The sequence below is a fragment of the Arthrobacter terricola genome (assembly GCF_004354015.1).
Taxonomy (GTDB): Bacteria; Actinomycetota; Actinomycetes; order Actinomycetales; family Micrococcaceae; genus Arthrobacter; species Arthrobacter terricola.
In genome coordinates this window covers 169,271-193,205 of the sequence record NZ_SMRU01000001.1, presented here as the reverse complement: position 1 = coordinate 193,205, position 23,935 = coordinate 169,271, and the positions used below count along the sequence as shown (strand labels likewise).

27 protein-coding genes are annotated in these 23,935 nt (G+C 62.5%); 15 read left to right on the top strand and 12 right to left on the bottom strand.

Translation table 11 applies throughout. From position 1 onward, the window contains the following. Nucleotides 1-42 precede the first annotated feature (42 nt). Both E1809_RS00950 and E1809_RS00945 read right to left on the bottom strand, forming a co-directional pair. Nucleotides 43-1,503, bottom strand: a complete 1,461-nt coding sequence (locus E1809_RS00950; protein WP_133202356.1) for a chlorohydrolase family protein — start codon at nt 1,501-1,503, stop codon at nt 43-45. Between the two features lie 12 nt (nt 1,504-1,515). Beyond that, nucleotides 1,516-2,214 (bottom strand): FadR/GntR family transcriptional regulator, encoded by a 699-nt coding sequence (locus tag E1809_RS00945; RefSeq protein ID WP_165962168.1) that lies wholly within the window; start codon nt 2,212-2,214, stop codon nt 1,516-1,518. A gap of 194 nt (nt 2,215-2,408) precedes the next feature. Between E1809_RS00945 and E1809_RS00940 the strand changes: the two genes are divergently transcribed. From E1809_RS00940 to E1809_RS00870, 15 genes are all read left to right on the top strand, one after another. After that, on the top strand, nt 2,409-3,500 hold the full coding sequence (locus E1809_RS00940) for a sugar phosphate isomerase/epimerase family protein (protein WP_165962167.1): 1,092 nt from the start codon (nt 2,409-2,411) through the stop codon (nt 3,498-3,500). After that, on the top strand, nt 3,497-4,384 hold the full coding sequence (locus E1809_RS00935; RefSeq protein WP_133202353.1) for an ABC transporter permease: 888 nt from the start codon (nt 3,497-3,499) through the stop codon (nt 4,382-4,384). The genes E1809_RS00940 and E1809_RS00935 overlap by 4 nt, the downstream gene beginning before the upstream one ends. A 10-nt stretch (nt 4,385-4,394) precedes the next feature. Beyond that, nucleotides 4,395-5,411, top strand: a complete 1,017-nt coding sequence (locus E1809_RS00930; RefSeq protein WP_133202352.1) for an ABC transporter permease — start codon at nt 4,395-4,397, stop codon at nt 5,409-5,411. Continuing rightward, nucleotides 5,411-6,490 carry an ABC transporter ATP-binding protein gene (locus tag E1809_RS00925; RefSeq protein WP_133202351.1) on the top strand — a complete coding sequence of 360 codons (1,080 nt, stop codon included), beginning with the start codon at nt 5,411-5,413 and terminating at the stop codon, nt 6,488-6,490. Before E1809_RS00930 ends, E1809_RS00925 begins: the two co-directional genes overlap by 1 nt. Then, nucleotides 6,487-7,332: an ATP-binding cassette domain-containing protein gene (locus tag E1809_RS00920; RefSeq protein ID WP_133202350.1), complete on the top strand. Its 846-nt coding sequence runs from the start codon at nt 6,487-6,489 to the stop codon at nt 7,330-7,332. Before E1809_RS00925 ends, E1809_RS00920 begins: the two co-directional genes overlap by 4 nt. Nucleotide 7,333: 1 nt before the next feature. Next, nucleotides 7,334-8,953: an ABC transporter substrate-binding protein gene (locus E1809_RS00915; RefSeq protein ID WP_165962166.1), complete on the top strand. Its 1,620-nt coding sequence runs from the start codon at nt 7,334-7,336 to the stop codon at nt 8,951-8,953. An 80-nt stretch (nt 8,954-9,033) separates the two neighbouring features. After that, complete coding sequence (locus tag E1809_RS00910) at nt 9,034-10,074, top strand: sugar phosphate isomerase/epimerase family protein (protein WP_133202348.1); 1,041 nt, start codon at nt 9,034-9,036, stop codon at nt 10,072-10,074. A 67-nt stretch (nt 10,075-10,141) separates the two neighbouring features. Then, entirely contained in the window at nt 10,142-11,098 is a 957-nt protein-coding gene (locus E1809_RS00905; RefSeq protein ID WP_133202347.1) for a P1 family peptidase, read from the top strand. A 259-nt stretch (nt 11,099-11,357) separates the two neighbouring features. Next, nucleotides 11,358-11,579 (top strand): translation initiation factor IF-1, encoded by a 222-nt coding sequence (gene infA, locus E1809_RS00900; protein WP_009358723.1) that lies wholly within the window; start codon nt 11,358-11,360, stop codon nt 11,577-11,579. A 68-nt stretch (nt 11,580-11,647) separates the two neighbouring features. Further along, a complete protein-coding gene (gene rpmJ / locus E1809_RS00895) occupies nt 11,648-11,761 on the top strand; it encodes a 50S ribosomal protein L36 (protein WP_011775570.1) in 114 nt (37 codons plus the stop codon). A gap of 188 nt (nt 11,762-11,949) precedes the next feature. Then, a complete protein-coding gene (gene rpsM / locus E1809_RS00890) occupies nt 11,950-12,327 on the top strand; it encodes a 30S ribosomal protein S13 (RefSeq protein WP_011775569.1) in 378 nt (125 codons plus the stop codon). 45 nt (nt 12,328-12,372) lie between these two features. Next, the gene (gene rpsK / locus E1809_RS00885; protein ID WP_133202346.1) at nt 12,373-12,774 is read left to right on the top strand and encodes a 30S ribosomal protein S11; all 402 of its coding nucleotides are present in this window, start codon (nt 12,373-12,375) and stop codon (nt 12,772-12,774) included. Nucleotides 12,775-12,915: 141 nt separating this feature from the next. Continuing rightward, nucleotides 12,916-13,926, top strand: coding sequence for a DNA-directed RNA polymerase subunit alpha (locus E1809_RS00880; RefSeq protein ID WP_011775567.1), 1,011 nt, complete (start codon nt 12,916-12,918; stop codon nt 13,924-13,926). Between the two features lie 66 nt (nt 13,927-13,992). Next, complete coding sequence (rplQ, locus tag E1809_RS00875) at nt 13,993-14,544, top strand: 50S ribosomal protein L17 (protein ID WP_133202345.1); 552 nt, start codon at nt 13,993-13,995, stop codon at nt 14,542-14,544. A gap of 32 nt (nt 14,545-14,576) precedes the next feature. Further along, nucleotides 14,577-15,467, top strand: a complete 891-nt coding sequence (locus tag E1809_RS00870; protein WP_205754054.1) for a tRNA pseudouridine synthase A — start codon at nt 14,577-14,579, stop codon at nt 15,465-15,467. 195 nt (nt 15,468-15,662) lie between these two features. Here E1809_RS00870 and E1809_RS00865 read toward each other — a convergent pair whose 3' ends face one another. From E1809_RS00865 to E1809_RS00820, 10 genes are all read right to left on the bottom strand, one after another. Then, on the bottom strand, nt 15,663-16,553 hold the full coding sequence (locus E1809_RS00865) for a type II secretion system F family protein (RefSeq protein WP_133202344.1): 891 nt from the start codon (nt 16,551-16,553) through the stop codon (nt 15,663-15,665). A 9-nt stretch (nt 16,554-16,562) separates the two neighbouring features. Then, the gene (locus tag E1809_RS00860) at nt 16,563-17,189 is read right to left on the bottom strand and encodes a type II secretion system F family protein (RefSeq protein ID WP_235835369.1); all 627 of its coding nucleotides are present in this window, start codon (nt 17,187-17,189) and stop codon (nt 16,563-16,565) included. Nucleotides 17,190-17,506: 317 nt separating this feature from the next. Beyond that, nucleotides 17,507-18,949: a CpaF family protein gene (locus E1809_RS00855; protein ID WP_133202342.1), complete on the bottom strand. Its 1,443-nt coding sequence runs from the start codon at nt 18,947-18,949 to the stop codon at nt 17,507-17,509. Further along, complete coding sequence (locus tag E1809_RS00850) at nt 18,946-20,142, bottom strand: AAA family ATPase (RefSeq protein ID WP_133202341.1); 1,197 nt, start codon at nt 20,140-20,142, stop codon at nt 18,946-18,948. Before E1809_RS00850 ends, E1809_RS00855 begins: the two co-directional genes overlap by 4 nt. Further along, nucleotides 20,139-20,894 (bottom strand): Flp pilus assembly protein CpaB, encoded by a 756-nt coding sequence (cpaB, locus tag E1809_RS00845; protein WP_133202340.1) that lies wholly within the window; start codon nt 20,892-20,894, stop codon nt 20,139-20,141. Before cpaB ends, E1809_RS00850 begins: the two co-directional genes overlap by 4 nt. A gap of 49 nt (nt 20,895-20,943) precedes the next feature. Further along, a complete protein-coding gene (locus E1809_RS00840) occupies nt 20,944-21,960 on the bottom strand; it encodes a pilus assembly protein TadG-related protein (protein WP_133202339.1) in 1,017 nt (338 codons plus the stop codon). Then, nucleotides 21,948-22,361: a TadE/TadG family type IV pilus assembly protein gene (locus tag E1809_RS00835; RefSeq protein ID WP_133202338.1), complete on the bottom strand. Its 414-nt coding sequence runs from the start codon at nt 22,359-22,361 to the stop codon at nt 21,948-21,950. Before E1809_RS00835 ends, E1809_RS00840 begins: the two co-directional genes overlap by 13 nt. Before the next feature lie 11 nt (nt 22,362-22,372). After that, complete coding sequence (locus E1809_RS00830) at nt 22,373-22,534, bottom strand: Flp family type IVb pilin (protein WP_133202337.1); 162 nt, start codon at nt 22,532-22,534, stop codon at nt 22,373-22,375. An 89-nt stretch (nt 22,535-22,623) separates the two neighbouring features. Continuing rightward, a complete protein-coding gene (locus tag E1809_RS00825; RefSeq protein ID WP_133202336.1) occupies nt 22,624-22,818 on the bottom strand; it encodes a Flp family type IVb pilin in 195 nt (64 codons plus the stop codon). Nucleotides 22,819-23,087: 269 nt separating this feature from the next. Next, complete coding sequence (locus E1809_RS00820; protein WP_133202335.1) at nt 23,088-23,741, bottom strand: prepilin peptidase; 654 nt, start codon at nt 23,739-23,741, stop codon at nt 23,088-23,090. Nucleotides 23,742-23,935 lie beyond the last annotated feature (194 nt).

Below are 23,935 nucleotides of genomic sequence, written 5' to 3'. Positions count from 1 at the left end.
TCGTCTTCCGTCAGAGGACGGGAAATTCAGTGGACTGGAAATTCAGCGGATCGGGAAGCTCGGCGGAAGGAGCTCGTGGGTGGGCCGCCGCGCGTAGTCGGACGCGGTGAGCGAGGAGATGTAACGGTCCAGGAACTCCTGAGCACGTTCCCGGTAGTCATTCGTGTCCACTGTGACGATGTCGCCGTTGTCCACGATGGTCCGGCCGGCGACGACAACCCGGGTGATGTCCCGGCCGTCTCCATTCATGATCAGGGTGCGGATGGGGTCCGCGTGCGGACCGATGTGGCTTCCGGTCAAATCCAGGACGAAGTAGTCGGCCTGCGCCCCGGGTGCCAGTCGACCGAGGTCTGGGCGGCCCAGCGAGTCAGCGGGGTCCAAGGTAGTGGAGCGGAATAGATCCGCGGCTTGGGCGCTCGCCCGGTCCGCGGTGAGGGTTTTGGTCATGCCCATCGCAAGGTCCATGGCGCGGATCATGTTCGGCGGCGCCGAGTCGGTTCCGAGCACAATCCGGACGCCCTTTTCGCGATAGGAGTCGTAGTTGTCGAGCATCCCGCCGTAGTGGGCCATCGGGATGGGGCAGAGCAGGACCGTTGACCCGGAATCGGCAAGCAGCGCGACGTCGTCTCCCGATCCGAACGCTTCGGGCATGTGGGGGTGCCCCGGGACCGTCCATGCGTGGGGGACGTACGTTCGTTCAGCGAGGAAACCGAGGTCCGCCAGGTAGGGGAGGGGGCGGAGTCCTGTACGCGCAAGGATGGTTTCGACTTCGAAGAGGCCCTGGGCTGCGTGCAGGCGTACCGGCAGCTTGAGCTCATCGGCGGCTTGCCGGGTCAGGCGAAGGGTCTTCTCGGTTTGCGTCTCGATTCGCGCGGGCAACAAAGCCGTCCGGATGAGGCCGTCCGCCCGGCCGTCGTAGTCCTGGGCGAAACGGATCGCTTCTTCGAGGCCTTCGAGTCCGCGTCGTTCGTCCTCGTGGAGGAAGACCCGCTTTCCGTCCGTGTAGGGCACGGCTGTGCGATAGCTTGGCCCCAGGTATGCCCGCAGGCCGATGGCCTCCACTGCTGAGGCGGTGTCAGCGAGGTCTTCATAGTCCTCGCACCATTCGTGGTAGCTCTCCGACGCGATGGGCATGAGGGTCGTGATGCCGTTGCGGACTAGTTGGGACAGGGCGAACTCCCGCCTGAACCGTGCCTCTTTCCGCGTGAAAACAGCGGTCCGGTCCTTGAGGTAGTCCTCGGACCAGACGAGGCCCAGGCGTCGGGTTGCGTCGGGCCACGAGTCGAAGAGCGCGTGGTCGATGTCCGCCAAGGCGTTCAAGTCGATGAAACCAGGGGACAGGATGGCTTCCCCGGCGTTGATTTCGGTATCGACGACGCCGGGGTAGTCCCTGCCGACGAAGACAATGGTCCCGTCGTCGTGGACAAGTTCCGCGTTTGGCAGGATGCAGTGGTCGCCTTCGGCGTAGCCAATGACGAAGGCGGCTTTGATACGCGTGATCACGGGGGCTCCTCGCTATGCGCCGGGGGAGTGCGCGGGTTTGTCCTCCAGGTCCGACGCCTGGTTGTCGAGGATGGCGCCCGCGACGAGCATCGCTTCCTGGGCAGCGTTGTCGCGGATCGCCTCGAAAAGGTCGTCGTGGCTGTCGTGCTCTGACTCCGCGGCCCGGTGGAGGCCCGCGGTGGAGGTCCAGGACCCGTCGATCGTGGCAGCGAGCGAGCCGTAGATGCCGGCCAGGAGTTGGTTGTGGGCGGCTTCCACCACGGCGCGGTGGAAGTCGATGTCCGCCTCGCGGAAGCCGTCGTCGTCGTTCGCTTCTGCCGCGGCGCGGCGACGGTCGAGTGCGTCCTGAAGCTTGTCGAGGTCGGCTTGGTCCCGGCGCTGGGCGGCCAGCGCGGCCGCCGGAACGTCGAGGCTGCGGCGGACTTCGATGGCTTCGAAGGGGTCGGCGCCTTGGAAGCCTTTGCGCAGGGCGATTTCCTGTTCGTCGACGGCGGCAACGAAGGTGCCGTCGCCTTGCCGGGTCACGAGGAGTCCGGCGTGCACCAAGGCGCGGAGGGCTTCCCTGAGGGGCGCCCGGCTGAGGCCCAGTGCTTTTCCGAGTTCGGGCTCGGGAGGAATCCGGTCTCCGAGGCCCCACTCGCCTTGTCGAATCCGCAGCCGGATGTCGTCAATCGCGTCGTCGACCACGCTGCGTCGGCCGTTCACCGCCATGGTGTCCTCATTTCTGAACATGCCGGACCTGTCCCGGGCGAGCCCGGGAGATGGGTCCGCCCCAACTCTTTACCGCATCATTCTGGACCCGTCAGTGTCCGGTGACCCTTCCGCTGGCGTTTATGAAGCGTCTCACATTCGATCGGGAAAATCCACCCTTTCGTAAGACGTCTTACGAGTGTATCTTTACCATCATGACCCAGATCACACAGCTGCTCCCTGATATGCGGCTCCCGGGCACCGGCCAAATGCCGGCGACTCGCCTCGGGGTCCAATTCACCCGATACCCCGGCTACGAAGACCGCCCCCTGTTGGACTCATTCCGGGCCGCCGTCGACGACGGCTTCACCCTCGTGGTCCTCAACAGCATTGCTGCGGAACTTTCGGCGGGGAACACCGCAGACCTGCGGGACGTCGCGGACGCGGCGCGGCAGGCCGGCGTCGAACTCCAGCTCGGCCTCGGCTGCGCCGGACCGTTCGGCGATCCCGCGACCGTGCGGGAAAGCCTCCTTGAAGCCCTGCTTTGCGGCACGGAACTCGGGATCAAGGAATTCTTCGTCTACACCCGGTCCGTCCGCGAAGGCGCGGAAGAACAAGGACGGTTCCTTGACCACCCTGCGCAACTCCGGCTCATCCGGGCGAACCTCGAGGCATTGGGGTCAGCCGCGCTAAGTGCGAAGGCACGCATCAACGTGAAGACCCACGAAGACCTTGCGTCCTCAGAAGTCCTGGCCCTGGTCCGGGAGCTGGATCCCGCAGTCTTCGGGATCGGGCTCGACGTGGCCAACCTCGTGGTCCGCGGTGAAGATCCCGTCGATGTGGCCCGGACGCTGGGAACGCACGTCAGGATGACCCACTTGGAGGACGCTGTCCTGTTCCCGGTCCAGGAAGGCTACCGCCGCCGCCTGACGGCAATCGGCGAAGGCGTCTTTGATTGGGACGGGATCCTCCGGAACTTGCTCGACGCCGGGGTGCGCGACTTCACCCTCGAACAACACAGGGGGAAATTCGATACCCCGGTCTTCGACCGCTCGTGGTTCGACCACGAGCCGCATCTCGACGCGGCGGGCCTGGCGCAGGTGGCCCGGCTCGGCGTGGCGACGCACGACGGCGTGGCGCGCGGCCGTTTCCCGGCGCTCGCCGACTGGGACGAAGAACCCGGCGCGGCCGAACGCCGTCGCCAATTGCTCCACAGTGCCTCCACCCTGCGGAGGCTCCTCACATCGATCGGTGCCGGCGCGAACGAACCGGCTCCGACTCAACCAGGAGAGGAAAGACTTCCATGACAGCTGTTGCTGCCCCACAGATCGTTGCCCCGGCGAAGCGCAAGACCTTCAGCAGCTTCCTCCGCAGGGACCGGACCTTGACCCTGACCCTCGCGCTCCTGGCCGGACTCATTGTGGCGACCCTGCTGGGTCCCTTGGTCTGGCAGATCCAGCCCGATGCCATCAACCTCGGAGCCGTTCTCCAAGCCCCCAGCTGGGGGCACCCGATGGGCACTGACGATACCGGCCGCGACGTGCTGGCCCGCGTCCTTGCCGGCGGACGTACCTCGATCCTCGCAGGCCTGACCATCGCGCTGATCGGTGCGGTTGTTGGATGTGTCGCCGCGCTCCTGGCGGGATCCATGCGCGGATGGGTGGACACCCTCTTCACCTGGCTGACCAACTCCATCCTCTGCTTCCCTGCCATCCTCCTCGCGATGGCCATGGCAATGGCGTTGCAGCCGGGCGTAACGGCGGTGGTCATCGGGCTCTCGCTGCACTCCTTCCCTTGGTACATGCGCACGCTGCGTGGAGAAGTGATGCGGCTGTACGGCCAGGACTTCATCCGCTCCACCACGGCATTGGGCGCGCACCCCGCGCGCGTCCTGTTCCGCCACGTCTTCCCGCACCTCATTCCGATCATGATTTTGCAGATGGCCGCCGTCTTCGGTGCCGCCGTACTGTCCCTGGCGGCTTTGGGCTACCTCGGCCTGGGAGCGCAACCTCCCACCGCCGAATGGGGAGAAATGATCACGGACGGCCAGCAGTTCTTCCTTACCGGCCAATGGTGGATCGCGGGCTTCCCTGGCGTGGGCCTGCTCCTCGCCGTCAGCCTGACCACCCTGATCGCGGACCGGGCCCGGGAAGTCCTGGACCCCCGCGGCGAATTCATCCAGGCGAAGTGAGGGAACGTCAATGATCCGCAACATCCTCAAGCGACTTGGCGTGGCACTGGCCACGGTCTTCGGCGCATCGGTCTTTGCCTTCGTGCTCCTCCGCAAGGTTCCCGGCGATCCGGCGCGCGCCATCGCCGGCGACGGCGCCACCGACGAAGCCATCGCAGCATTGCGAAAGTCAATGGGCCTCGACGACAACATCTTCGTCCAGTACGGGAACTATGTGGGCTCGCTGTTCCGCGGCGACTTCGGTTTCTCCTACAGCACAGGCAACAGCGTGGGCACCCTCCTGGCCCAGCGCTTGCCTGCCACGCTCGAGCTCGGCTTGCTGTCTGTAGTGTTCGCGATCGCGGGAGCAGTCATTGCCTCAAGCATCGCCGTCTACTCCCGACGCCGGTGGCCGGACAGGTTCCTCCGCATCAGCTCGTCGCTGGCAATGGGCTCGCCGCCGTTCTGGATCGCCCTGCTCGCCCTCCTGGTCCTCTCGATCCAGCTCGGCATCTTCCCCGGTCCCGAAGGCCGCCTTTCGCCCGGCGTCCTCCGTCCGCCGAACGTCACCGGAATGTTCACCGTGGACGCCGTGATCGCCGGACAATGGGGAACCTTCGTCAACGCCGCGTGGCACCTGATCCTCCCCGCGATCGTCGTCGCGCTCGGTCCGTTCGCTTTCCTCAGCAGGCTGTACCGCAACCAGCTTCGCGGAACGCTGCGGGAAACCTTCGTCACTGTGGCCCAAAGCCATGGCCTGCGCAGGTTCCCCGTGTACGCCCGCCACGTAGCCCCGCACGGTTTGCTGTCACTCCTTCCCGCGGCTTCCCTGCTGTTCGCCGACCTCCTGGCCGGGAGCTTGCTGGTGGAGAAGGTGTTCGGATGGCCGGGAATCGGCTCAATGACAGCCGACGCCATCATCCAGAAGGACTTCGCAGTGGTCCAGGCAGTGCTCCTACTGGCCGCCATCCTCTACGTGGTGGTCAGCCTTGCAGCAGACCTCATCATGACCGCGGCAGATCCCCGAACCCGAGTAGGAGCCCGCTGATGTCGCACACCAACGCACTTTCCTTTCCTCCTCCTAGCCCCTCCACGGGCACAGCTCCGGGCGTGAGCCAGGACCGTAGCCAAGACCGCGGCGTCGTCCTGCAGGTCAAGGGACTGGTCACCGATTTCAACACGGCATCGGGAACCGTCCACGCTGTCCGGGACGTTTCCTTCGACCTCCACAAGCGCCAGCGCATGGCGATCGTCGGCGAATCCGGATCCGGAAAGTCCGCCCTGGCCATGTCGCTTGTGGGGCTCGTCCCGCAGCCAGGCCGGGTTACCGGCGGGAGCGTCAAACTCAACGGGACCGAAATGGTCGGCCTCGACGACGCCGGCATCTCCAGGATCCGCGGCAAGGACATCGGCTTGGTCTTCCAGGACCCGATGGCCGCGCTGGATCCTCTGAAAACCATCGGCAGCCAGTTCGTGGAAACCATCCGGGTACACCAGGACGTTTCCGTCAAGGCTGCACGGAAGATGGCCTGTGACCTCCTTGGCGAAGTAGGCGTCACGGATGCCAAGCGGCGCATCGCTGACTACCCGCACCAGTATTCCGGCGGCATGAGGCAGCGCGTCCTCATTGCCATGGCCATCGCCAACGATCCCTCGGTAGTCATTGCCGACGAACCCACCACCGCCTTGGACGTCACCACCCAGGCCCAGGTCCTCGACCTCCTGGCGAAGATCTGCGACGAACGCGGCAACGCCTTGGTGATGATCACGCACAACCTCGGGATCGTCGAGGAACTCTGCGACAGCGTCAACGTCATGTACGCGGGACGCTTCGTCGAGTCCACCAGCGCGCGGGCGCTCTTCGAGTCACCTGCCCACCCCTACTCCAAGGCGCTCCTGAACTGCGTCATCGACCCCGCCACCACCAAGCGCGGTGCGTTGCCGGCCATTCCAGGCTCGCCACCGGACCTGTCCATCGACGAACCCGGCTGCCCCTTTGCCGCGCGCTGCCCGATCGGCCGGGACGAACCGCGGTGCGCAACGGAGCGCCCGGAGTCACGCGCCCTGGCGAGTGGCGCCGTCGTGCGCTGCCACTTCGCCAGCGACATTCCAGGAGATGAAGCATGAGCAACCCAGCCACGGCCCCGCTCTTGCGGGTAGAAAACCTGAACAAGTCCTACGGCAAAGGGGTCGGTTCCCGCCACCGGGTCCAGATCCTGCGGGACGTCTCCTTCGAACTGCGAAGGGGCCAGACCCTCGGCCTCGTCGGCGAGTCCGGCAGCGGTAAGTCAACCACGGCGGCGTGCGTCATGGGCCTCACCGGGGTGGACAGCGGGTTGATCGAGTTCGACGGCGTCAACCTCACCGCGCTCTCGAAACCGGAAATGCGGCGCATGCGCAAACGCATCCAAATGGTGTTCCAGGATCCCAACGGCTCCCTCGACCCCCGATTCACGGTGGCCGACCTCGTTGAGGAACCGCTGATCATCCACGGCGTCACGGACGCGGCCGAACGTGCCCGCCGGGTCGCCCAAGTGCTGGACCGCGTCGGGATCACGGTCAAGCAAGCCCAACGGTTCCCGTTCGCGTTTTCCGGCGGCCAGCGCCAACGGATCGCGATCGCGAGGGCACTTGTCCTGAACCCGGACCTCGTGGTCTTGGACGAACCGGTCAGCGCCTTGGACGTATCCATCCAGGCGCAGGTCCTCAACCTCCTCAGCGACCTCCAGGACGAGCTCGGCTTGACCTACTTGTTCATCGTTCACGACCTCGCGGTAGCGCGGCTCATGAGCCACAACATCGCCGTCATGAACGCGGGCCGGATTGTCGAGGCCGGGACATCGGCGGACGTTTTCGACAACACCAGCCATCCCTATACCCGCGCGCTGCTGGATGCGGTCCCGGGCGCTCGCCGCCGGGCCGCGTCCCTCGCGGCTGCCGCGCCCGCCCTCGCCACGGAAGGAAAGTGAGATGAGGAAGCTACCCACTCCGCGCGCCCTGATAAAGCGCACGACGGCGGTACTCGCCGCGATCGGCCTGCTCGCCTTGACGGGTTGCGCCGGTCCGGGCAATTCGGCGGCGGCGTCGAACCGGCCGTTCACCGTGAACTGGGCGACGACGCTCACCAATATCGACCCCGCCTTCGTTTGTGCCGGGAACGAGAACAGCTTCGCGAGCAACTTTTACGCCCGCCTTGTGGCGCTCGACGAAGACCGGCAAGCCGACGGAACGTACGTGGCCAACACGGATCCGGGCCGGGTCAAAGGGGACTTGGCTACGTCATGGACGGTATCTCCCGACGGAAAGTCCTACACCTTCTCCCTGCATCCCGGAGCAAAGTTCGCCAACGGTGACCCGCTCGATGCGGAGGCCGTCCAGTACTCGATCATGCGCAACCTGACCATCGGCGGATGCGGTTCTTTGGGCCTGCAAATCGGCTTGACGGACCCGCCCTTGATCAAGGGCGTCACAGTGGTGGATGCCCAGACGGTGCGACTCGATTTGTCCCGCGCCTACCCGGCCATCCTGGTCACTCTTGCCCAGAGCCGCGGATCGATCTACGATCCCAAGGTCATCAAGGAACACGGCGAAGACAAGAAGGGCGTGCCGAACCAGTGGCTCGCCGCACATACCGCCAGCAGCAGCGGCCCCTATGTCCTGGATGAATATGTGGCCAACAACTATGCGGTGCTGAAGCGGAACCCCAACTACTACGGCAAGGCTGCCAAGGAACCGGTGGTCCGCGTCAACTTCATCACCTCCATTCCCACCCTCATGCTGCAGGCACGGCGCGGGGAATCCGATGTGACGCTGGGACTGCCGCCCTATGTGGTCCATGAGCTGAGCCAGGACAATTGCTGCAAGGTGACGTCCGCGCCGGCCTTCGCCCCGGTGACCGTTTCGTTCGATAACTCGTCCGGGATCACGTCCAACCCGAAGCTGCGGGAAGCGCTGAGCTACGCGGTTCCCTATGACCAGATCAAGGCAAGCGTGGCCTACGGCTATGCGGACACCTACTACGGGCCGTTCGTCCCGGGAACTCCCGGATTCGATCCGCAACGTTCGGCTGCCCGTCCCCTCGACCTCGACCACGCCCGGGCATTGGTGAAGGAATCAGGCCTGGTGAATCCGCAGATCGACCTCATGATCAACCCGTCGTCGCCCGGCGTATCCACGCTTGCCACGATTCTGAAGGCCTCGTGGCAGGAGATCGGGGTGACGGTCAACATCGACTCCCAGACGCCTACCGCTTTTGCCACGAAGTTCAACACGGGCAAATACCAATCGGCACTGCTGTTCGAGAGCGCGGGAGCGGTTGCCGCGTACGAGCTCCGGAAGAAGATGACCTGCGGCAGCAGCTTCAACAACCAACACATCTGCATCCCGGGGACGCCCGAGCTCATGAAGAAGCTCGACGCCGCATCGGACCTGCAGGCACAGCAGCCGTATATCAACGCCCTCGTGGACGCCTGGCGGGCCAATTCGCCCACGACCATCCTCTACCGAGCGCAATTCACCGCCGTGCTCGCGCCCTCGGTGAAGGACTTCGACTACTCCTCGTCCACCACTTTCTACAACTGGGGCCGCTGAATATCCGACCCCTGGCAACAAGTACAAGCACCCCACGGGTGACCACCACAATCACGAAGAACAAACGAAGGACACGAAAAATGCGAATTGGTGTTGACGGGAGCAAAATTCCCCACGAAGCGGACGACTCTGCGATCCGTATCCTTGAACGAGCCCACGGGATCGGGATGGAAGGCGTGTACTTCCGCAGCGTCCTGGACGTTTCCCCGACCCTCGACCGCGGCTTCCTTACCGAGGTCCGCGAATGCGCGGAATCCCTCGACCTCTACCTTCAGATGGGCCTCGCCAAGGTCAATCCCTACGCTGCGTCGGAAGCTCCCCACGTCCGCCGGCTCGGTGACGGCGACTACACGCGCGGGATGGTCAAGATGATCGAGGCCGCACACGAAGCCGCCGGCGTGACCGACCTCTGGGTGGCGTGCGCCAACTACCAGCGCGGGCTGCCGGGCTACTACGTCTTCGACCGTTTCCGGACCGACGCGCCCTGGGCCGACCAGCTCGTGGCAATCGAGAAGTTCCTGCGGCTCCTCGCACCGGTGGCCCGGGACCACGGGGTCCATTTGAACATCGAGACCCACGAAGAAATCACGAGCTACGAAATCGTGCGCCTCATCGAAGCAGTGGGCGACGACGTCCTCGGCGTGACGTTCGATACCGCCAATGTGGTGGTACGAGGTGAAGACCCGGTGGCGGCCGCGCGCCGGGTGGCCCCGTACACCCGTGCCACGCACTTGCGGGACTTCGTGCTGGGCGAGCAGGACGGCGTTTTCGGAAGGGTCTTTGCGCCAATCGGACAAGGGTCGCTCGATTGGGATGCCATCCTTGGCATCCTGCACGCGGAAAACCCCGACCTGCCGCTCTCCATCGAGAACGCCGGACCCACCCTGCACCTGCCGATCGGCCTCGACGATCCCGAATGGATTGCCAAGCACCCGGACCTGGACCCCCAAGAGGTGGCGAGGATCCGCGAGATGGCGGCGGAATATGCCGAACGCGTGGAACGCGGCGAAGCCCAAAGCCTGGATGTCGTGCGGGCAACACCGTACGACGGCGCCCATTTCATCGACGTATCGGCAACGGCCCTAAGGGACGCGCTGTCCCGGATCGGCGCCACGGTCTAGCCCGGATGTGCGCCTCCCCGCCCGGCCGGGCAACCCACATCCGGGCGGGGAGGGGCACAATAGGCACATGGCGTCCAAGATCACTGATGTGCTGGGAATCCGCGTGGGACATGTCCAGCGGATCGGCGACGGCTGGTTGAGCGGAGTGACGGTGGTCCTCCCGCCGCCAGGCACCGTGGGCTCTGTGGACGTGCGGGGCGGCGGCCCCGGTACGCACGAAACGGACGCCCTCGACCCCACCACGCTCGTGCCGACTGTTGACGCAGTGGTTCTGACCGGCGGGAGCGCCTTCGGTTTGGTCACGAGCCGCGGTGTCCAGCGTTGGTGCGAAGAACATGGGCGGGGCTTCGCCGTTCCTGGGGGAGTCGTGCCGATCGTCCCCGCCGCCGCCATCTTCGACCTGGGGCGCGGAGGCGACTTCGCCGCCCGGCCGGACGAAGCAATGGGCTACGAAGCGGCAGCCGCCGCTGCCGCCTCAGGCGAGGGGGCCGACGTCGGACGCGGAACCGTGGGGGCCGGAACCGGCGCCGTGATTGCACGGGGTGCCTTCAAAGGGGGAGTGGGCACGGCTTCGATTCTGCTGGATGGAGGAGTCGTGGTCGGGGCGCTCGCCGTGGTGAACGCACTCGGCAAACCCGTCGCACCGGGCGACAGCGTGGAAGTCCTGCCACTCGATCTTCCGGCCGGGCCTACCGCCCTGAACACTACCCTCGCCGTCGTCGCCACCAACGCAGTCCTCGACCCGGCCGAGTGCAAGCGGACCGCAAGCGCGGCGCACGCCGGCCTCGCCAGGGCGCTGAGCCCCTCCCATACACTCGCCGATGGCGACACCGTGTTCGCGCTGGCGACGGGCGCCGTCGGGCTTGACCGCAGTTCCGAACAGGCCCGGCAAGTCTCGCTCATCACCCTCCAAAGCGCGGCGGCAGAAGCCGTTCGGCTGGCCGTCCTCAACGGCGTCGCCTCCGCCGGTCCGATCACGACGCCGGCCGGTACCTTCCCTGCCTACGGTCCCGTTCAGCCGTGATCCGGTGCGTCCCCAGTGCCGTCCTCGGTGCCCGGAGGATGACACCGGGCGGTGGTCTGCGTTAGCATGAGCGGATTTAACATTCGCGCCGCATTGGCGTAGTGTTGTCTGTTGGTTGTCTGCATTGCCACGCCCATTTAACAAGTCGCTTTGACCTGCCCGATGGAGTAGCTCGATTCGGACTGCCAAAAAACCAAAAAACGTCCGCGGATTTCCGGTGCCCAACTGGGACTGCGGCAAACAACAGTTAGCGGAGGATATGGCCAAGAAGGACGGGGTCATTGAGATCGAGGGCGTTGTGACCGAGGCGCTGCCCAACGCGATGTTTCGTGTTGAGCTCACCAACAAGCACATCGTTCTTGCACACATCTCGGGGAAGATGCGCCAGCACTACATCAGGATTCTCCCGGAGGACCGTGTAGTGGTGGAGTTGAGCCCTTACGACCTCACTCGTGGTCGTATCGTCTACCGCTACAAGTAAATTGCTGGGCGGCATCTTGGAAACAAGGGCCGCTTTAGCCGACCACCTGCAACACGCAAAGGAACGCCATGAAGGTCAAGCCGAGCGTCAAGCAGATCTGCGACAAGTGCAAAGTGATCCGCCGTAATGGCCGGGTCATGGTGATCTGCGAGAACCCGCGCCACAAGCAGCGCCAGGGCTAATTCCCTCACGGGAAGTAGCGCCCGCGAGGGCAACCTGGGTTGCTAACCCACGCAAGTAAATAAAGGCAGCACAAGCTGAACTGGGACGTATGGGCCCGGACAGCTAACCCCCGGTCGGAGGCTGGGGCCGCACTGAAAGTGCGGGTGTACTGCCTACGACCTCCGGTTTATCAAGGAGTACCGCCACTATGGCTCGTCTCGCTGGCGTAGACATTCCCCGCGAAAAGCGGTTGGAAATTGCGCTTACTTACATCTACGGCGTGGGTAAGACCCGTGCACACGAAACCCTGGCTGCCACCGGCATCAGCGCTGACGTTCGCGTCAAGGACCTGACTGACGCCGAGCTGGTCCAGCTGCGTGACTACATTGAAGGCAACTACAAGGTTGAGGGTGACCTTCGCCGCGAAGTAGCAGCAGATATCCGCCGCAAGGTCGAAATCGGCAGCTACGAGGGCCTGCGTCACCGCAAGGGCCTGCCCGTACGCGGTCAGCGTACGAAGACCAACGCTCGTACCCGCAAGGGCCCGAAGCGCACCGTCGCCGGCAAGAAGAAGGCCGGACGCTAGAAATAGCCTCCAGCTTTCCCCAAACAACTTTCTGTAGGAGAAACAATGCCCCCGAAGACTCGTGGCGCCGTACGCAAGCCGCGTAAGAAGGACAAGAAGAATATCGCGCTTGGTCAAGCGCACATCAAGAGCACTTTTAACAACACCATCGTGTCCATCACGGATCCGACCGGTGCTGTGATCTCCTGGGCTTCTGCCGGTGAGGTCGGATTCAAGGGCTCCCGTAAGTCCACCCCGTTCGCCGCCCAGATGGCTGCCGAAGCTGCTGCAAAGCGCGCCCAGGAGCACGGCCTGCGCAAGGTCGACGTGTTCGTCAAGGGACCGGGATCCGGACGCGAGACCGCAATCCGTTCGCTGCAGGCCGCTGGCCTCGAGGTTGGCTCCATCCAGGACGTCACCCCCAGCGCCCACAACGGATGCCGCCCGCCGAAGCGCCGCCGCGTCTAATTGGTTTCCTCGGCCAATGCCGGCCGGGTCAGCGACGCAGTCGAACTGTGAAGCGGACCCGGCCGGCATTGGCCGGAACCAAGCCGATTTCCACCACCTGTGTTGCGTCATATAGCGGATGCTCGCCGAAAGGAAACCTAAGTGCTTATTGCACAGCGCCCCACTCTGTCTGAAGAAGTAGTATCCGAGAACCGCTCGCGTTTCATCATTGAACCGCTGGAACCGGGCTTCGGCTACACCCTCGGAAACTCCCTCCGCCGTACCCTGCTCTCCTCCATCCCCGGCGCCGCTGTCACCAGCATCCGGATCGATGGCGTGCTGCACGAGTTCACCACGGTTCCGGGTGTCAAGGAAGATGTCACTGAGATCATCCTGAACATCAAGAACCTCTCCGTGTCCTCCGAGCACGATGAGCCGGTTGTTGCTTACCTGCGCAAGCAGGGCCCCGGAGTCGTCACCGCCGCGGACATCGCTCCGCCGGCCGGCGTCGAGTTCCACAACCCGGATCTGCACATTGCCACGCTGAACTCGAAGGGCAAGTTCGAACTCGAACTGACCATCGAACGCGGCCGCGGCTACGTTTCGGCAGCTCAGAACAAGTCCGGCGACTCCGAGATCGGCCGTATCCCGGTCGACTCGATCTACTCGCCGGTCATGAAGGTGACCTTCCGCGTGGAAGCCACCCGTGTTGAGCAGCGCACCGACTTCGACAAGCTGATTGTCGACGTCGAGACCAAGCAGGCAATCGCCCCGCGCGACGCCGTTGCTTCTGCAGGCACCACCCTGGTGGAACTGTTCGGTCTTGCACGTGAGCTGAACACCGCAGCTGAGGGTATCGAGATCGGCCCGTCGCCGACGGACGCTGCCTTGGCTGCGGACATGGCACTGCCGATCGAGGATCTGGACCTCACCGTCCGTTCCTACAACTGCCTCAAGCGTGAGGGCATCCACACCGTGGGTGAACTCGTTGCCCGCTCCGAGGCTGACCTGATGGACATCCGTAACTTCGGTGCGAAGTCCATCGACGAGGTCAAGGCAAAGCTGGTTGAACTGGGCCTGTCCCTCAAGGACTCCCCTCCCGGTTTCGACCTCGCAGCCCGCGCCGCAGCCATCGAAGAGGACGACGCCGCGTTCAGCGACGACGAGCTCTAACAAGCAGATCTTGGCCGCCGAGTCCACGTTCGGACCCGGCCGGCCTTCATAACAGGAGAAATTACTATGCCTACCCCCACTAAGGGTCCGCGCCTCGGAGGCGGTCCGGCTCACGAGCGCCTGATGCTCGCGAACCTGGCAGCATCGCTGTTCGAGCACAAGCGCATCACCACCACGGTCACCAAGGCCAAGCGCCTGAAGCCGTACGCTGAGCGCCTCGTGACCTTCGCCAAGCGCGGCGACCTGTCCTCCCGCCGTCGCGTGCTCGGCCTGATCAGCGACAAGGGCATCGTCCACGAGCTGTTCACCGACATCGCCGGCGCCGTTGCCAACCGCGAAGGTGGCTACACCCGCATCACCAAGATCGGCAACCGCAAGGGCGACAACGCTCCCATGGCTGTCATCGAACTGGTTCTCGAGCCGGTTTCCCCGAAGCAGGCCGTCGTTGCCGAGGCCACCAAGGCTGCTGAGAAGGCTGCTCCGGCTGCTGAAGAAGCTGCTCCGGCCGCTGAGGAAGAGGTTGTTGAGACCGAAGCCGTTGAAGCTGCCGAGACCGAAGAGGCTCCCGCTGAAGAAGCCGCTGCTGAAGAGGCTCCTGCCGCTGACGAAGCGAAGTAATTCGCTGAATTCTTCACAGTAGACTTGGGTCTATGAACGAACAAGAACCCGCTGCCCCCGTATTGGGGGGCGGCGGGTTTTTGCGTGTCAGGCTGGATCTTTCGTACGACGGCGGACCGTTCAGCGGGTGGGCACTGCAGCCGGGGCTTCGAACCGTGCAAGGATGCTTGGAAGAGGCGCTGGAGCTGATTGTGCGCCGTCCCGTCCGGGTTACTGTCGCCGGACGTACCGACGCCGGTGTCCATGCCCGCGGCCAGGTTGCGCACGTGGATTTGTCCGAAACCGAGTGGAGCGCACTCACCCGTGGCCGCGACTTCGATCCTTCCGCGACGCTCATCAGGAGGCTGCGCGGGGCGCTGAGCCGGGTGCTTCACGACGAGACGGGCGCCATTGAAGTGCACGACGCCGGACTCGCACCGGATGGTTTCGACGCGCGGTTCTCCGCGTTGTGGCGGCGTTACAGTTACCGGATCGCGGACGGCGCAGAGCGTTGGGATCCGGTGCTGCGGAGGCTGACGCTGTGGCACAAAGCGGCGCTGGATGAAGGGGCTATGAACGCCGGGGCTGCTGCGCTTTTGGGGCTCCAGGACTTCCGGGCATATTGCAAGCCTCGGGAAGGGGCTACCACAATCCGGGAGTTGCAGCGCTTCGAATTCGTCCGGGGCGGAGATGGCGTGATTGTCGTTTCCGTCCAGGCCGACGCCTTCTGCCACAACATGGTGCGAGCCTTGGTGGGTTCGGCGTTGCGTGTGGGGGAAGGGCTGGAGCGTCCCGAATGGCTGCATGAGCGCCTATTGCTCGGTGTGCGGGACGCGAAGTCCGTGCTGGCGGCGCCGCATCCCTTGGTCCTTGAGGAAGTCGCCTACCCGTCCGACGACGAGCTACACGCGCGGGCTGAACTAACGCGGGCGCGGCGGGAGTAGTTTGTTTGGTTGGTCCCTGTGGGCCGGGGCCGTCGGGCCTCCGTCGTCGCGTCTCGGGGCCGTCGGGCCCGGACGCGGGACGACCCCCTCCCGGCTCTGGGTACGGGGAGGGGGCCTTGGTGACCAGCCGCGATTCTGGGTGTCGCGGCAGGTCGGTCAGTAGCGCCCCCAGATGAGCCAAGCGTGGGAGCTACATCAGAACGCACCCACGAAGTTATTCATGACGTTAATCGCGGCTGGCCCCATGATCACAATGAAGAGCACCGGAAGGATGCACAACATAAGGGGGAAAAGCACCTTGATCGGAAGCTTCATTGCCTTCTCTTCAGCACGCTGACGACGCTTGACGCGCATTTGCGAGGCCTGTATCCGAAGGACGCTGGCTATGGCGATTCCGTAAGTGTCAGCCTGAACGACTGCCCGCACAAAGCTTCGCAATTCCGGAACGTCCGCACGGTTGGCGAGTGCCAGATATGCCTCTTTGCGGCTACGTCCAGCCTGCATGTCTTGCAAAGTTCGCAGGAATTCGGAGGCCAAGGGTCCGGATCCATTCTGACCGGCCCTTGACATCGCTGCCTCGAATCCCAGGCCGGCCTCCACTGAAATCAGCATCTGGTCCAGGGTGTTTGGAAGTTCCAACTGAATGGCGTCCTGGCGCTTGGCCCCACGGCTGTGGATCATGACGTCCGGCACCATGTAGCACAAGGCAACGACGAATAAGTACAGCAGGAAACCGGGGCCGCTCGGTGCGCGGAGGAAGAAGTAGAGGCCAAGAAGCCCGGCAACGAGCGCAAGAGCCGGTTTGGCAATGAGGAGCCGCTCCAATGGCATACCAGCCGGACGACCGGCCCGGGCGAGGAGCTTGTCCAGCCAACCGACGTATCCCTTGGGCGTGAAACGAACGCCAAGTTCCTTGAAAGGGATCCTCTGGGCTTCGGGCCCCGACTGTTGAAGCCGTCCCGAACTTCGGTTCAAATTGGCTCGGACGGTTGCCAGCCCGGCCCGGTCGATCGAAATGAAAGACCAGGCCATTCCTGCGATGGGAACGACAATCAGTGCGACGAAAAGCCATGCAATAGGACTCATGACAACTCCTCAGAACTTGATCTTGACGACACGGCTAAGCCAGAAGGCCCCAAGCCCCAGCAAGATGACGGCAGAGACGACCATGATCCAACCGAGAAGGTTGGAGTACAGCAGCCCGATGTATTTCGGATTGGTCAGGCTGAGGTATAAGAACATTCCGACGGGCAAAGCAATGAGGATATACGCGGAGAGCCTTCCTTCGGCGCTTAGTGCGCGGACCTGGCCTTTGACCTGTGCCCGCTCGCGAATGGTTTCGCCGACGTGGTCCAGGACGTCTGCCAAGTCGCCACCTACCTCCCGGTGGATCTCGATGGCCTGGGCGGTCCAGACAAAGTCTTCGCTGTCGAGGCGATCAGCAGCATCGCACATCGAATCCTTCAAATCGCGGCCGAGCCGGGTTTCCGCCACCATCCGGGCGAATTCGTCTCGGGTAGGAGTTTCGGCCTCCTGGGCCACGGCATCTATTGAGCGGAGCAGGCTATGTCCCGCTCGCATGCCGCCTGAAAGCATCTGAAGGGTGTCGCCGAGTTGGAGCTCAAATTTCGCCCTGCGGCGGGCCGTCAGCACACTCACAATGAACTTTGCAACAAAAGGTGCGGCGATCAGCAAAAGCAAGCCGAAAAAGAAGCCGCTCATGATGAAACCGACTATTCCGGCTACGAAGGCCGAGCAACTAACCAGCAAGATATAGTCTGCCGGCTTCATTCTGATACCCGCCTTTTCCAATGTCGCCCTGGTTCCCGATGAGCGGGTTTTCCCCACGGCATTGTCAACGAAGGAGACTGCAGATGTCGTCATCTTCGTAAGCGCGGAAGTTTGGACTGCCCCACCGGGGCGACGCCTGGACAGGGCTATGTCCGAATTGCGCGAACCAAGGAACACGAATACCACGACGCCCAACGCCAAGAACGCGAAGAGAACGCCGAGCGCGAGAAATACGGGACTCGTGGGACTCACCTTAGTCCACCCCCCATTTGCATGGAGCCAAAAACGGCGGGCGAAATCTGTATTCCCAGATCCGCAAAATGGTCAACGAAACGTGGCCGCACCCCGGTGGGCACCGGCCGTCCGAGGAAGCGGCCATTCGCGTCGACTCCCGCTGAGTAGTCGAAAGTGAACGCGTCCTGCAGAGTCACGATATCGCCTTCCATGCCTTGGACCTCGGTGACGTGGGTGACGCGCCGTGTGCCATCGCGAAGGCGGGAAATGTGCACGATCAGGTTGACTGCAGACGAAATTTGCTCCCGAATCGCCCTTAGCGGCAGATCCATGCCGGCCATCAGTACGAGAGTTTCCAAGCGTGCTATGGCGTCCCGAGGAGAGTTTGCGTGCACAGTGGAGATTGAACCGTCGTGGCCCGTATTCATGGCCTGGAGCATGTCCAAGGATTCGCCACCGCGCACCTCCCCCACAACAATCCGGTCGGGTCTCATTCGAAGGGAGTTTCGAACGAGGTCACGAATGGAGATTTCACCTTTGCCTTCGATGTTTCGTGGCCGGCTCTCCAAACGGACAACATGCTCTTGCTGTAGCTGGAGTTCCACAGCATCCTCAATAGTGACGATGCGTTCGTCGGCCGGGAGGAATGACGAAAGCACGTTGAGCAGTGTTGTCTTGCCCGTACCGGTACCGCCCGAGACGATGATGTTGAGGCGGGCTTGGACACAGGCATGCAACAGTTCCGCCATCTCAGGGCTCAGGGTTCCGAGCCCAATGAGATTTTGGACAGTAAGTGGCACTCGACCAAACTTACGGATGGTCAGGGAGGACCCATTCACCGCGAGGGGCGGGACGATTGCATTCACGCGTGAGCCGTCGGCAAGGCGTGCGTCAACCAAAGGCGAAGATTCGTCGATTCGACGTCCAACCTTCGACACGATCCGTTCGATGATTTTGCGAAGATGCTCTTCAGACGTGAAACGAGCACCCGTCAAGTAGAGCTTTCCAGCACTCTCCACATAAATACGGTTGGCACTGTTGACCATGATCTCAGTGACGTCCTGATCGTCAAGGAAGCGCTGAAGCGGTCCCAGTCCTAAGACGTCGTCGGCGATCTCCTGCACGAGCCTTTGACGCTCTGCCGAACTTAGGGGAATTTCGTCCTCATCGATGACCGCTCGGAGCTCGTCCTTGACGAACTGGTGAAGCTCGGCTTCGTCCATGTTCGTGTCCGAGATCCGCGCTCCCATGCGCTCGTAAAGCGCCTCGCTGGTGCGTTCCTTGATTGCCGCGAGTGCTTGGCTGGTTTCCGCGGAACCGGGTAGGGAATCAGTCTGGTAGGGAACCTGGTCCGGGGCGGTGCTTCTCGCAGCGGACCAAGGATCGTCCAAAGGATTTGCTGCGGTGGCTACGGGTTCGATTCCCCGTGCTGAGTCGAGGCGCTTGGAGAGATTCATTGGACTACCGCCCTTCGGTGCAATTGTTTGTGAGCTCGGGCCTCCCAGTCCGGCTTGAACCGGTCAACCAACTTTCGGAGGCCTTTCGCCGCGGCATCTTTGGAACCGTCCTGCAGCAGCGGAATACCTTTGTTTGTCGAAAACGGCAGCGCCCTGGAACGGGGGAGAGCGACGTCGACTGGACAGCCGATGGTCGCTTCAACATCAGCCAACGAGAGCCCACTCCGCCTGTCAGCGAAGTTCAACACCACATGGCGATGCCGTGGCAACAGCCCGATCTCGTCGAGGACTTCCAACCCGGTCCTCAAACCCTTGATGCTGGGGATGTCCATTCCGCACACCCAGACAACGTCGGTAGCACGCTCGAGGGTTGCCAGCACATGCTCACCGAGTCCCGGGGCCGTGTCCACCACGACGTATTGGAATTCGTTGGCAAGTTGTTCCAGGAGATGTCCAACTTGCTCGGCCGAGATCTGTTCGATCTGGGTCGGATTGTGAGGTGCGCAGAGTGCGTAGATACCGGCCGGGTGGACGGAGAGGTATGACTTCAAGACCATGCTGTCCTGAACGGCCGCTCCAGTCACGGCGTCAGCGATGGTCTTTTGCGGCTCAAGGAGAAGGCCGGACGCGACGTCGCCAAATTGCAGATCCAGATCGGCTACCACCACACCCATTCCGGCGAGCTGGCCAAGACCCACGGCAAGGTTGGTGGAAATCGTCGTCTTCCCGACTCCACCCTTGGGCGACATCACAGCGATAATCCGCCCGCCAGGCCGTTCTCCTTCAACTGTCGCGCCCAATCCACGTCGGCGGCCGGCGGCTGCCAGGCTCGCACGCTCAAGCAGAATACGGATCGTATCCACTCCCGAGTCAGGGGGGAGCAAGTCCCGGATTCCCGCCCGCATGGCCGGCAAGGCCGCCTCCGCGTGGTCGTCGGCGGCAAGGACAACACTGATCTCCGGATACTGCAGATCAAAGAGGCTTGCCAAGCGGAAAGCGTCATCAAGCGCCAACCCGGGACCAAGAATCAACACTTCCAACAACTCGCCGCTCAGGACCCGCAATACGTCGTCAGGGCTTGGCGGTAGATAGTCGGCAGCGATGGACTGAACTTCACCATGCATGCCGTCGGTGGCTTGCCGGACGCGGCGCTCAAAGTCCGCGTTCGGGGTGATGACTAGGAAGCGACTCATTGGATGACCTGAGCCTTCGTTATCATTACTGTCTGATTGTCGGTCGCAGTCGCTGGTTCCTTGGTCAACCAAATGTCACCATACTTGGCCCCAAACGCGATCTTCGTGGAGTCCACGGAGTCCCGCGCCAGAGTCACGATAAAGTCGCCGTCCGGCACTTGGGTGTTCGCCTGCTCCTGGCCGGTCTGACCTTGGGTGCTTGTCTTCGACTGCGAGGCCGCCCGCTGGACACTCGTCACGAGTACTTTGTGGAAGACCATTTGGGCAGTTCCCGCGGCTGCGCCTTGCGCTCCGGGATCTCCGAGTAACACCACAACACCAACTGTGTCGCCGGCAGCGATTCTTCCGCCCACTACGCGCTGAGCGTCAAGATGGACTGAAATCTCCTGGAGACCTGCCGGGACCGGCACGGAGCCAGGGGCGGCCAGACTAGTTGGGTCCACCAGCCTCGCTCCCAGCAGAGCTTCACCCGGAAGCAAAGCGACACTTGTAACCTTTCCGTCAAGACCGTCCAAGTTCTTGAGCGCACCGTTTGGAACTGATGCGGCAGGAAGCGAGGTCAGCTTGACAGAGTCTTTTACCTTCTGCAGATCAGACCCCGCGGGGACCTGAGATTGAACTACGAGAACGTCTACGGGCTGGAGGTCTTTTTGTGCCCGTGCATCCGATCCTTGTACGTATGTAACCAGTAGCAACGTGCCGACGATTGCCAGAACGATTGCGACTATGCCTCCCAGTAGGCGAGTTTTCAATTTTTTTTCCCCTTAGTTTGACTATGGAGTTGTGCTCCCAGATTGGTTGCTATTTGCTGAGGTGGACGTCTAAGGTACCCAGGTCTGCCCCGGTCCCTCCGCCACCAGCGATGCCAATTGATTGGTATTTGATGAACTGGCCAATGATGCAGCGATCGTTTCCGCCGGCGCAGGCCAAATTGGGGTTACCGAGCGCGGCATTGGTGTTGTGATAGAGGTAGGGGCTGCCGTTACTTCCGAATTTCCAGCCCACAATGTTGAACGTGGCGAATCCAATAATGTGGAACGACCCCGTATTGCCATTTCCGGTTGCTGTGTCGAAGACCGGAAATATCACCTTTACGGTGCCGCCGCCGTTGAGGGTGTCGACCCAGCCCTGAAGTACTGACTGGCAAGCGCTTGGAAAATTGTTGCCTGGGTCTGAGCCGATGCTGGTGCTTCCGGCCTGCGTGGTGGCGTAGCATGGCGAGCTTTGGGTCAGCCATCCCCAACCCCCAGGAATGGTGTGGCCCGAGGAGTTGGTGCAGGTGATTCCTGGTTTCCAGGAGATCTTTTGGAGGTCACCCGTGGAGACGGACCCGCTCAAATCCCAACACTTGTCGGAGAATGCAAGCGGGAACGCGCCACCATTGCTCGGTGGACCCCAAGTGGCCTGGGCCGATGCTTCGATGTTGGTACTTTGAATGCCGAGCACCCGCGCGAACACTAGGGAGAAATGATTGTTTCCCGAGGTGTCGCGCGATTGGGTGGTGATGTCAACCGTCGAAGCTCCCAGATTGACGGTTGCGTTAGGCACGTTGGTGACGCCGTCCAAAGCGTTGTTTCCAGCCAGCGCGGTGGCGGCAGCCGCCGGTCCAGTGCAGTCTGAGGAACTCGGGTCTTTGGCGCAGGCTTGCGCAATGGCAAGTGCGGCGGCGTCTGCGCCGTTTTGGAGTTGGGCATGTTCCGAATACATGGAAGCAACGTCGATGGCGAAGGCTGCCATGCCCAGAAGCACAACCATCAGAAGTGCGGTGAGTGGAGCTACCACCCCACGCTCAGGGTCGTCCCGCCTTAACCGCCACATCGCATAACCCCTTTTCCTTGAAGGCTAAGTTGCGAAGGCATCCCGGGAACCAAGCCGGGGAACCCAGTCATCCACGGAGTGCTGTAGGCCACTGTGACAACGACATTGCACGGATTTGAGCCGACAGACTGGACGTTGATGTTCGACTCCTGCAAAGGGACTGATGGGGCTGCGGCAACTCCTGCGTCTTGGGCGGCAGTCACGTTATAACCAGCGTCTGTTTGGTGGATGGACGCATAGCGGGCAGCTTCCCGGGCGGCTTCGGTCAGGGAGACCTGGATGTTGAAGCCGCGCCCAAATTCGAAAATGCCAAGCACCAGCACTAGGAAAATTGGAAGTATCAAGGCAAATTCGACTGCGACGGCACCAGCCTCGGATCCTGATTTCTTTTCGGAGTGCATAGCCGGCGCCGTTAGAGATTATCGACGACAGTTTGGAATCCGGCTTGAACTTCCGGTCCAAGGAGCGCCACGGTTGCGATGATGACGGCCGCGATCAACGCGACGAGCATGCCGTATTCGACTGCAGTTGCTCCAGCTTCAGAAGCCCGGAGTCTTTGAATGAACTTTTTCATCGTGCTTCTCCCTATAAAAGGTCCGGGCCGGCCTCGCCTTGAGGAATTCCTCGGCGTGACCGGCCCGGGTCGGAGATCGTCGGGTGTATTCAGAGTGCCGTGTTGATCTTGGTGAAGGCCGCGTTGATCTGACCGCCGAGCGCGGCGACCACCGTAACAATTACGGCTGCGATCAAAGCGACAAGCATGCCGTATTCAACAGCCGTTGCGCCTTTCTCGGAGGACATGATGCGATCCTTGACGCCGGCGACGAAAGCAATGACGTTGACCATGAGAGATGACATTGTAAAACCTTTCCCAGATAAGTGAATTTGTCTACGAATCTCTACCGCTTACATATCCCTTTTGGCGGTTCGGATTTCGATAAGACAAGAATTGCCCCCGGGAGGGTTAACAAACAATGCGTAGTGGTACTCGTCTTTTCCAGTGCAGGTGGCATGGACTACTCGAAGGGCCCCCGCGTGGTACTCGGATTTTCTGCCTAAGTACTACCTAGACGCATGTACGTATGGGACCCCTGAGAAGCGAGTTGAACCAGGGAGGCCCTGGAACCTCAAGCGAGCAGCAGTACCACTCCAATTGCCGCAGCAAACATGGCCGGTCCATGTGCTACCTCGGAGGGCTTGATTCCGCGCTTCAGACGCAACACCAGCACCGTCATCACCCCGCCCACCACGAAGCCCAGCAGTCCCCCGTAGAACACGTGGCTCCAGCCCAAGTAGCCCAAGTACATTCCGAGTGGTGCCGCGAGCTTCACATCGCCCATTCCGATGCCGCCCGGAGAAATTAATCCAAGAATCAGGTACCCAAGGAACAAAATGACGGCGCCGGCAGCCGCGCGCAGCAGTCCAGACCAGTCCGGAGCCAGTGCGGCAGACATAGTTAACAGGCCAAGGCCGGCAGCAAGGAGCGCCAGTACCAATGGATTTGGCAGCAAATGGTGCATTACATCCAAACGCGAGAGCTGGACTGCCAACGCCGCCAAGAGCAAGTAAGCGGGGAGTGTTGGCGAGAAACCGAACCGGAGGGTCAGGAGGACAAAGAGCGCGCCTGTGACCGCCGCCGTCGTGATCCGGACGATAGGGGAGGGGAGTCCGCCAAGCCGCGGCAGGGACCGAGCTATCAGGACCTCCGTCAGGGGGCTCGCGAGCAGCCCCAGGAGCCCGAAGGCGGCCGCGAGCAAGGGCTGGGCGGCGGTTGCTGTCATGGCGTCTCCTAGGGGCTCAGGAAGGGTCTCGGTTGTACACGCTGAATGTCAGCCTATTTTGACCCTGCAGCTCCTTGGCGCTATTGTTGATAGTCGTTGTGCGTGTCCTTTCTCGATGACACATGCCCGCTTGGGGATCCAGTTGCAGGATCGTTAACCCGAGAGGCATATCGGGACCTCGGGATGACTGGTAC

What these genes read in the sequence shown, in the direction of transcription:
- E1809_RS00820 (WP_133202335.1), bottom strand. Translation starts at nt 23,741, where the DNA reads ATGACAGCAACCGCCGCCCAGCCCTTGCTCGCGGCCGCCTTCGGGCTC.
- E1809_RS00830 (WP_133202337.1), bottom strand. Translation starts at nt 22,534, where the DNA reads ATGAAAAAGTTCATTCAAAGACTCCGGGCTTCTGAAGCTGGAGCAACT.
- rplQ (WP_133202345.1), top strand. Translation starts at nt 13,993, where the DNA reads ATGCCTACCCCCACTAAGGGTCCGCGCCTCGGAGGCGGTCCGGCTCAC.
- E1809_RS00945 (WP_165962168.1), bottom strand. Translation starts at nt 2,214, where the DNA reads ATGGCGGTGAACGGCCGACGCAGCGTGGTCGACGACGCGATTGACGAC.
- E1809_RS00915 (WP_165962166.1), top strand. Translation starts at nt 7,334, where the DNA reads ATGAGGAAGCTACCCACTCCGCGCGCCCTGATAAAGCGCACGACGGCG.
- E1809_RS00930 (WP_133202352.1), top strand. Translation starts at nt 4,395, where the DNA reads ATGATCCGCAACATCCTCAAGCGACTTGGCGTGGCACTGGCCACGGTC.
- rpsK (WP_133202346.1), top strand. Translation starts at nt 12,373, where the DNA reads ATGCCCCCGAAGACTCGTGGCGCCGTACGCAAGCCGCGTAAGAAGGAC.
- E1809_RS00855 (WP_133202342.1), bottom strand. Translation starts at nt 18,949, where the DNA reads ATGAATCTCTCCAAGCGCCTCGACTCAGCACGGGGAATCGAACCCGTA.
- E1809_RS00865 (WP_133202344.1), bottom strand. Translation starts at nt 16,553, where the DNA reads ATGAGTCCTATTGCATGGCTTTTCGTCGCACTGATTGTCGTTCCCATC.
- E1809_RS00850 (WP_133202341.1), bottom strand. Translation starts at nt 20,142, where the DNA reads ATGAGTCGCTTCCTAGTCATCACCCCGAACGCGGACTTTGAGCGCCGC.
- E1809_RS00835 (WP_133202338.1), bottom strand. Translation starts at nt 22,361, where the DNA reads ATGCACTCCGAAAAGAAATCAGGATCCGAGGCTGGTGCCGTCGCAGTC.
- infA (WP_009358723.1), top strand. Translation starts at nt 11,358, where the DNA reads ATGGCCAAGAAGGACGGGGTCATTGAGATCGAGGGCGTTGTGACCGAG.
- rpsM (WP_011775569.1), top strand. Translation starts at nt 11,950, where the DNA reads ATGGCTCGTCTCGCTGGCGTAGACATTCCCCGCGAAAAGCGGTTGGAA.
- rpmJ (WP_011775570.1), top strand. Translation starts at nt 11,648, where the DNA reads ATGAAGGTCAAGCCGAGCGTCAAGCAGATCTGCGACAAGTGCAAAGTG.
- E1809_RS00870 (WP_205754054.1), top strand. Translation starts at nt 14,577, where the DNA reads ATGAACGAACAAGAACCCGCTGCCCCCGTATTGGGGGGCGGCGGGTTT.
- E1809_RS00920 (WP_133202350.1), top strand. Translation starts at nt 6,487, where the DNA reads ATGAGCAACCCAGCCACGGCCCCGCTCTTGCGGGTAGAAAACCTGAAC.
- E1809_RS00910 (WP_133202348.1), top strand. Translation starts at nt 9,034, where the DNA reads ATGCGAATTGGTGTTGACGGGAGCAAAATTCCCCACGAAGCGGACGAC.
- E1809_RS00860 (WP_235835369.1), bottom strand. Translation starts at nt 17,189, where the DNA reads ATGAGCGGCTTCTTTTTCGGCTTGCTTTTGCTGATCGCCGCACCTTTT.
- E1809_RS00940 (WP_165962167.1), top strand. Translation starts at nt 2,409, where the DNA reads ATGACCCAGATCACACAGCTGCTCCCTGATATGCGGCTCCCGGGCACC.
- E1809_RS00905 (WP_133202347.1), top strand. Translation starts at nt 10,142, where the DNA reads ATGGCGTCCAAGATCACTGATGTGCTGGGAATCCGCGTGGGACATGTC.
- E1809_RS00840 (WP_133202339.1), bottom strand. Translation starts at nt 21,960, where the DNA reads ATGTGGCGGTTAAGGCGGGACGACCCTGAGCGTGGGGTGGTAGCTCCA.
- E1809_RS00925 (WP_133202351.1), top strand. Translation starts at nt 5,411, where the DNA reads ATGTCGCACACCAACGCACTTTCCTTTCCTCCTCCTAGCCCCTCCACG.
- E1809_RS00825 (WP_133202336.1), bottom strand. Translation starts at nt 22,818, where the DNA reads ATGTCATCTCTCATGGTCAACGTCATTGCTTTCGTCGCCGGCGTCAAG.
- E1809_RS00935 (WP_133202353.1), top strand. Translation starts at nt 3,497, where the DNA reads ATGACAGCTGTTGCTGCCCCACAGATCGTTGCCCCGGCGAAGCGCAAG.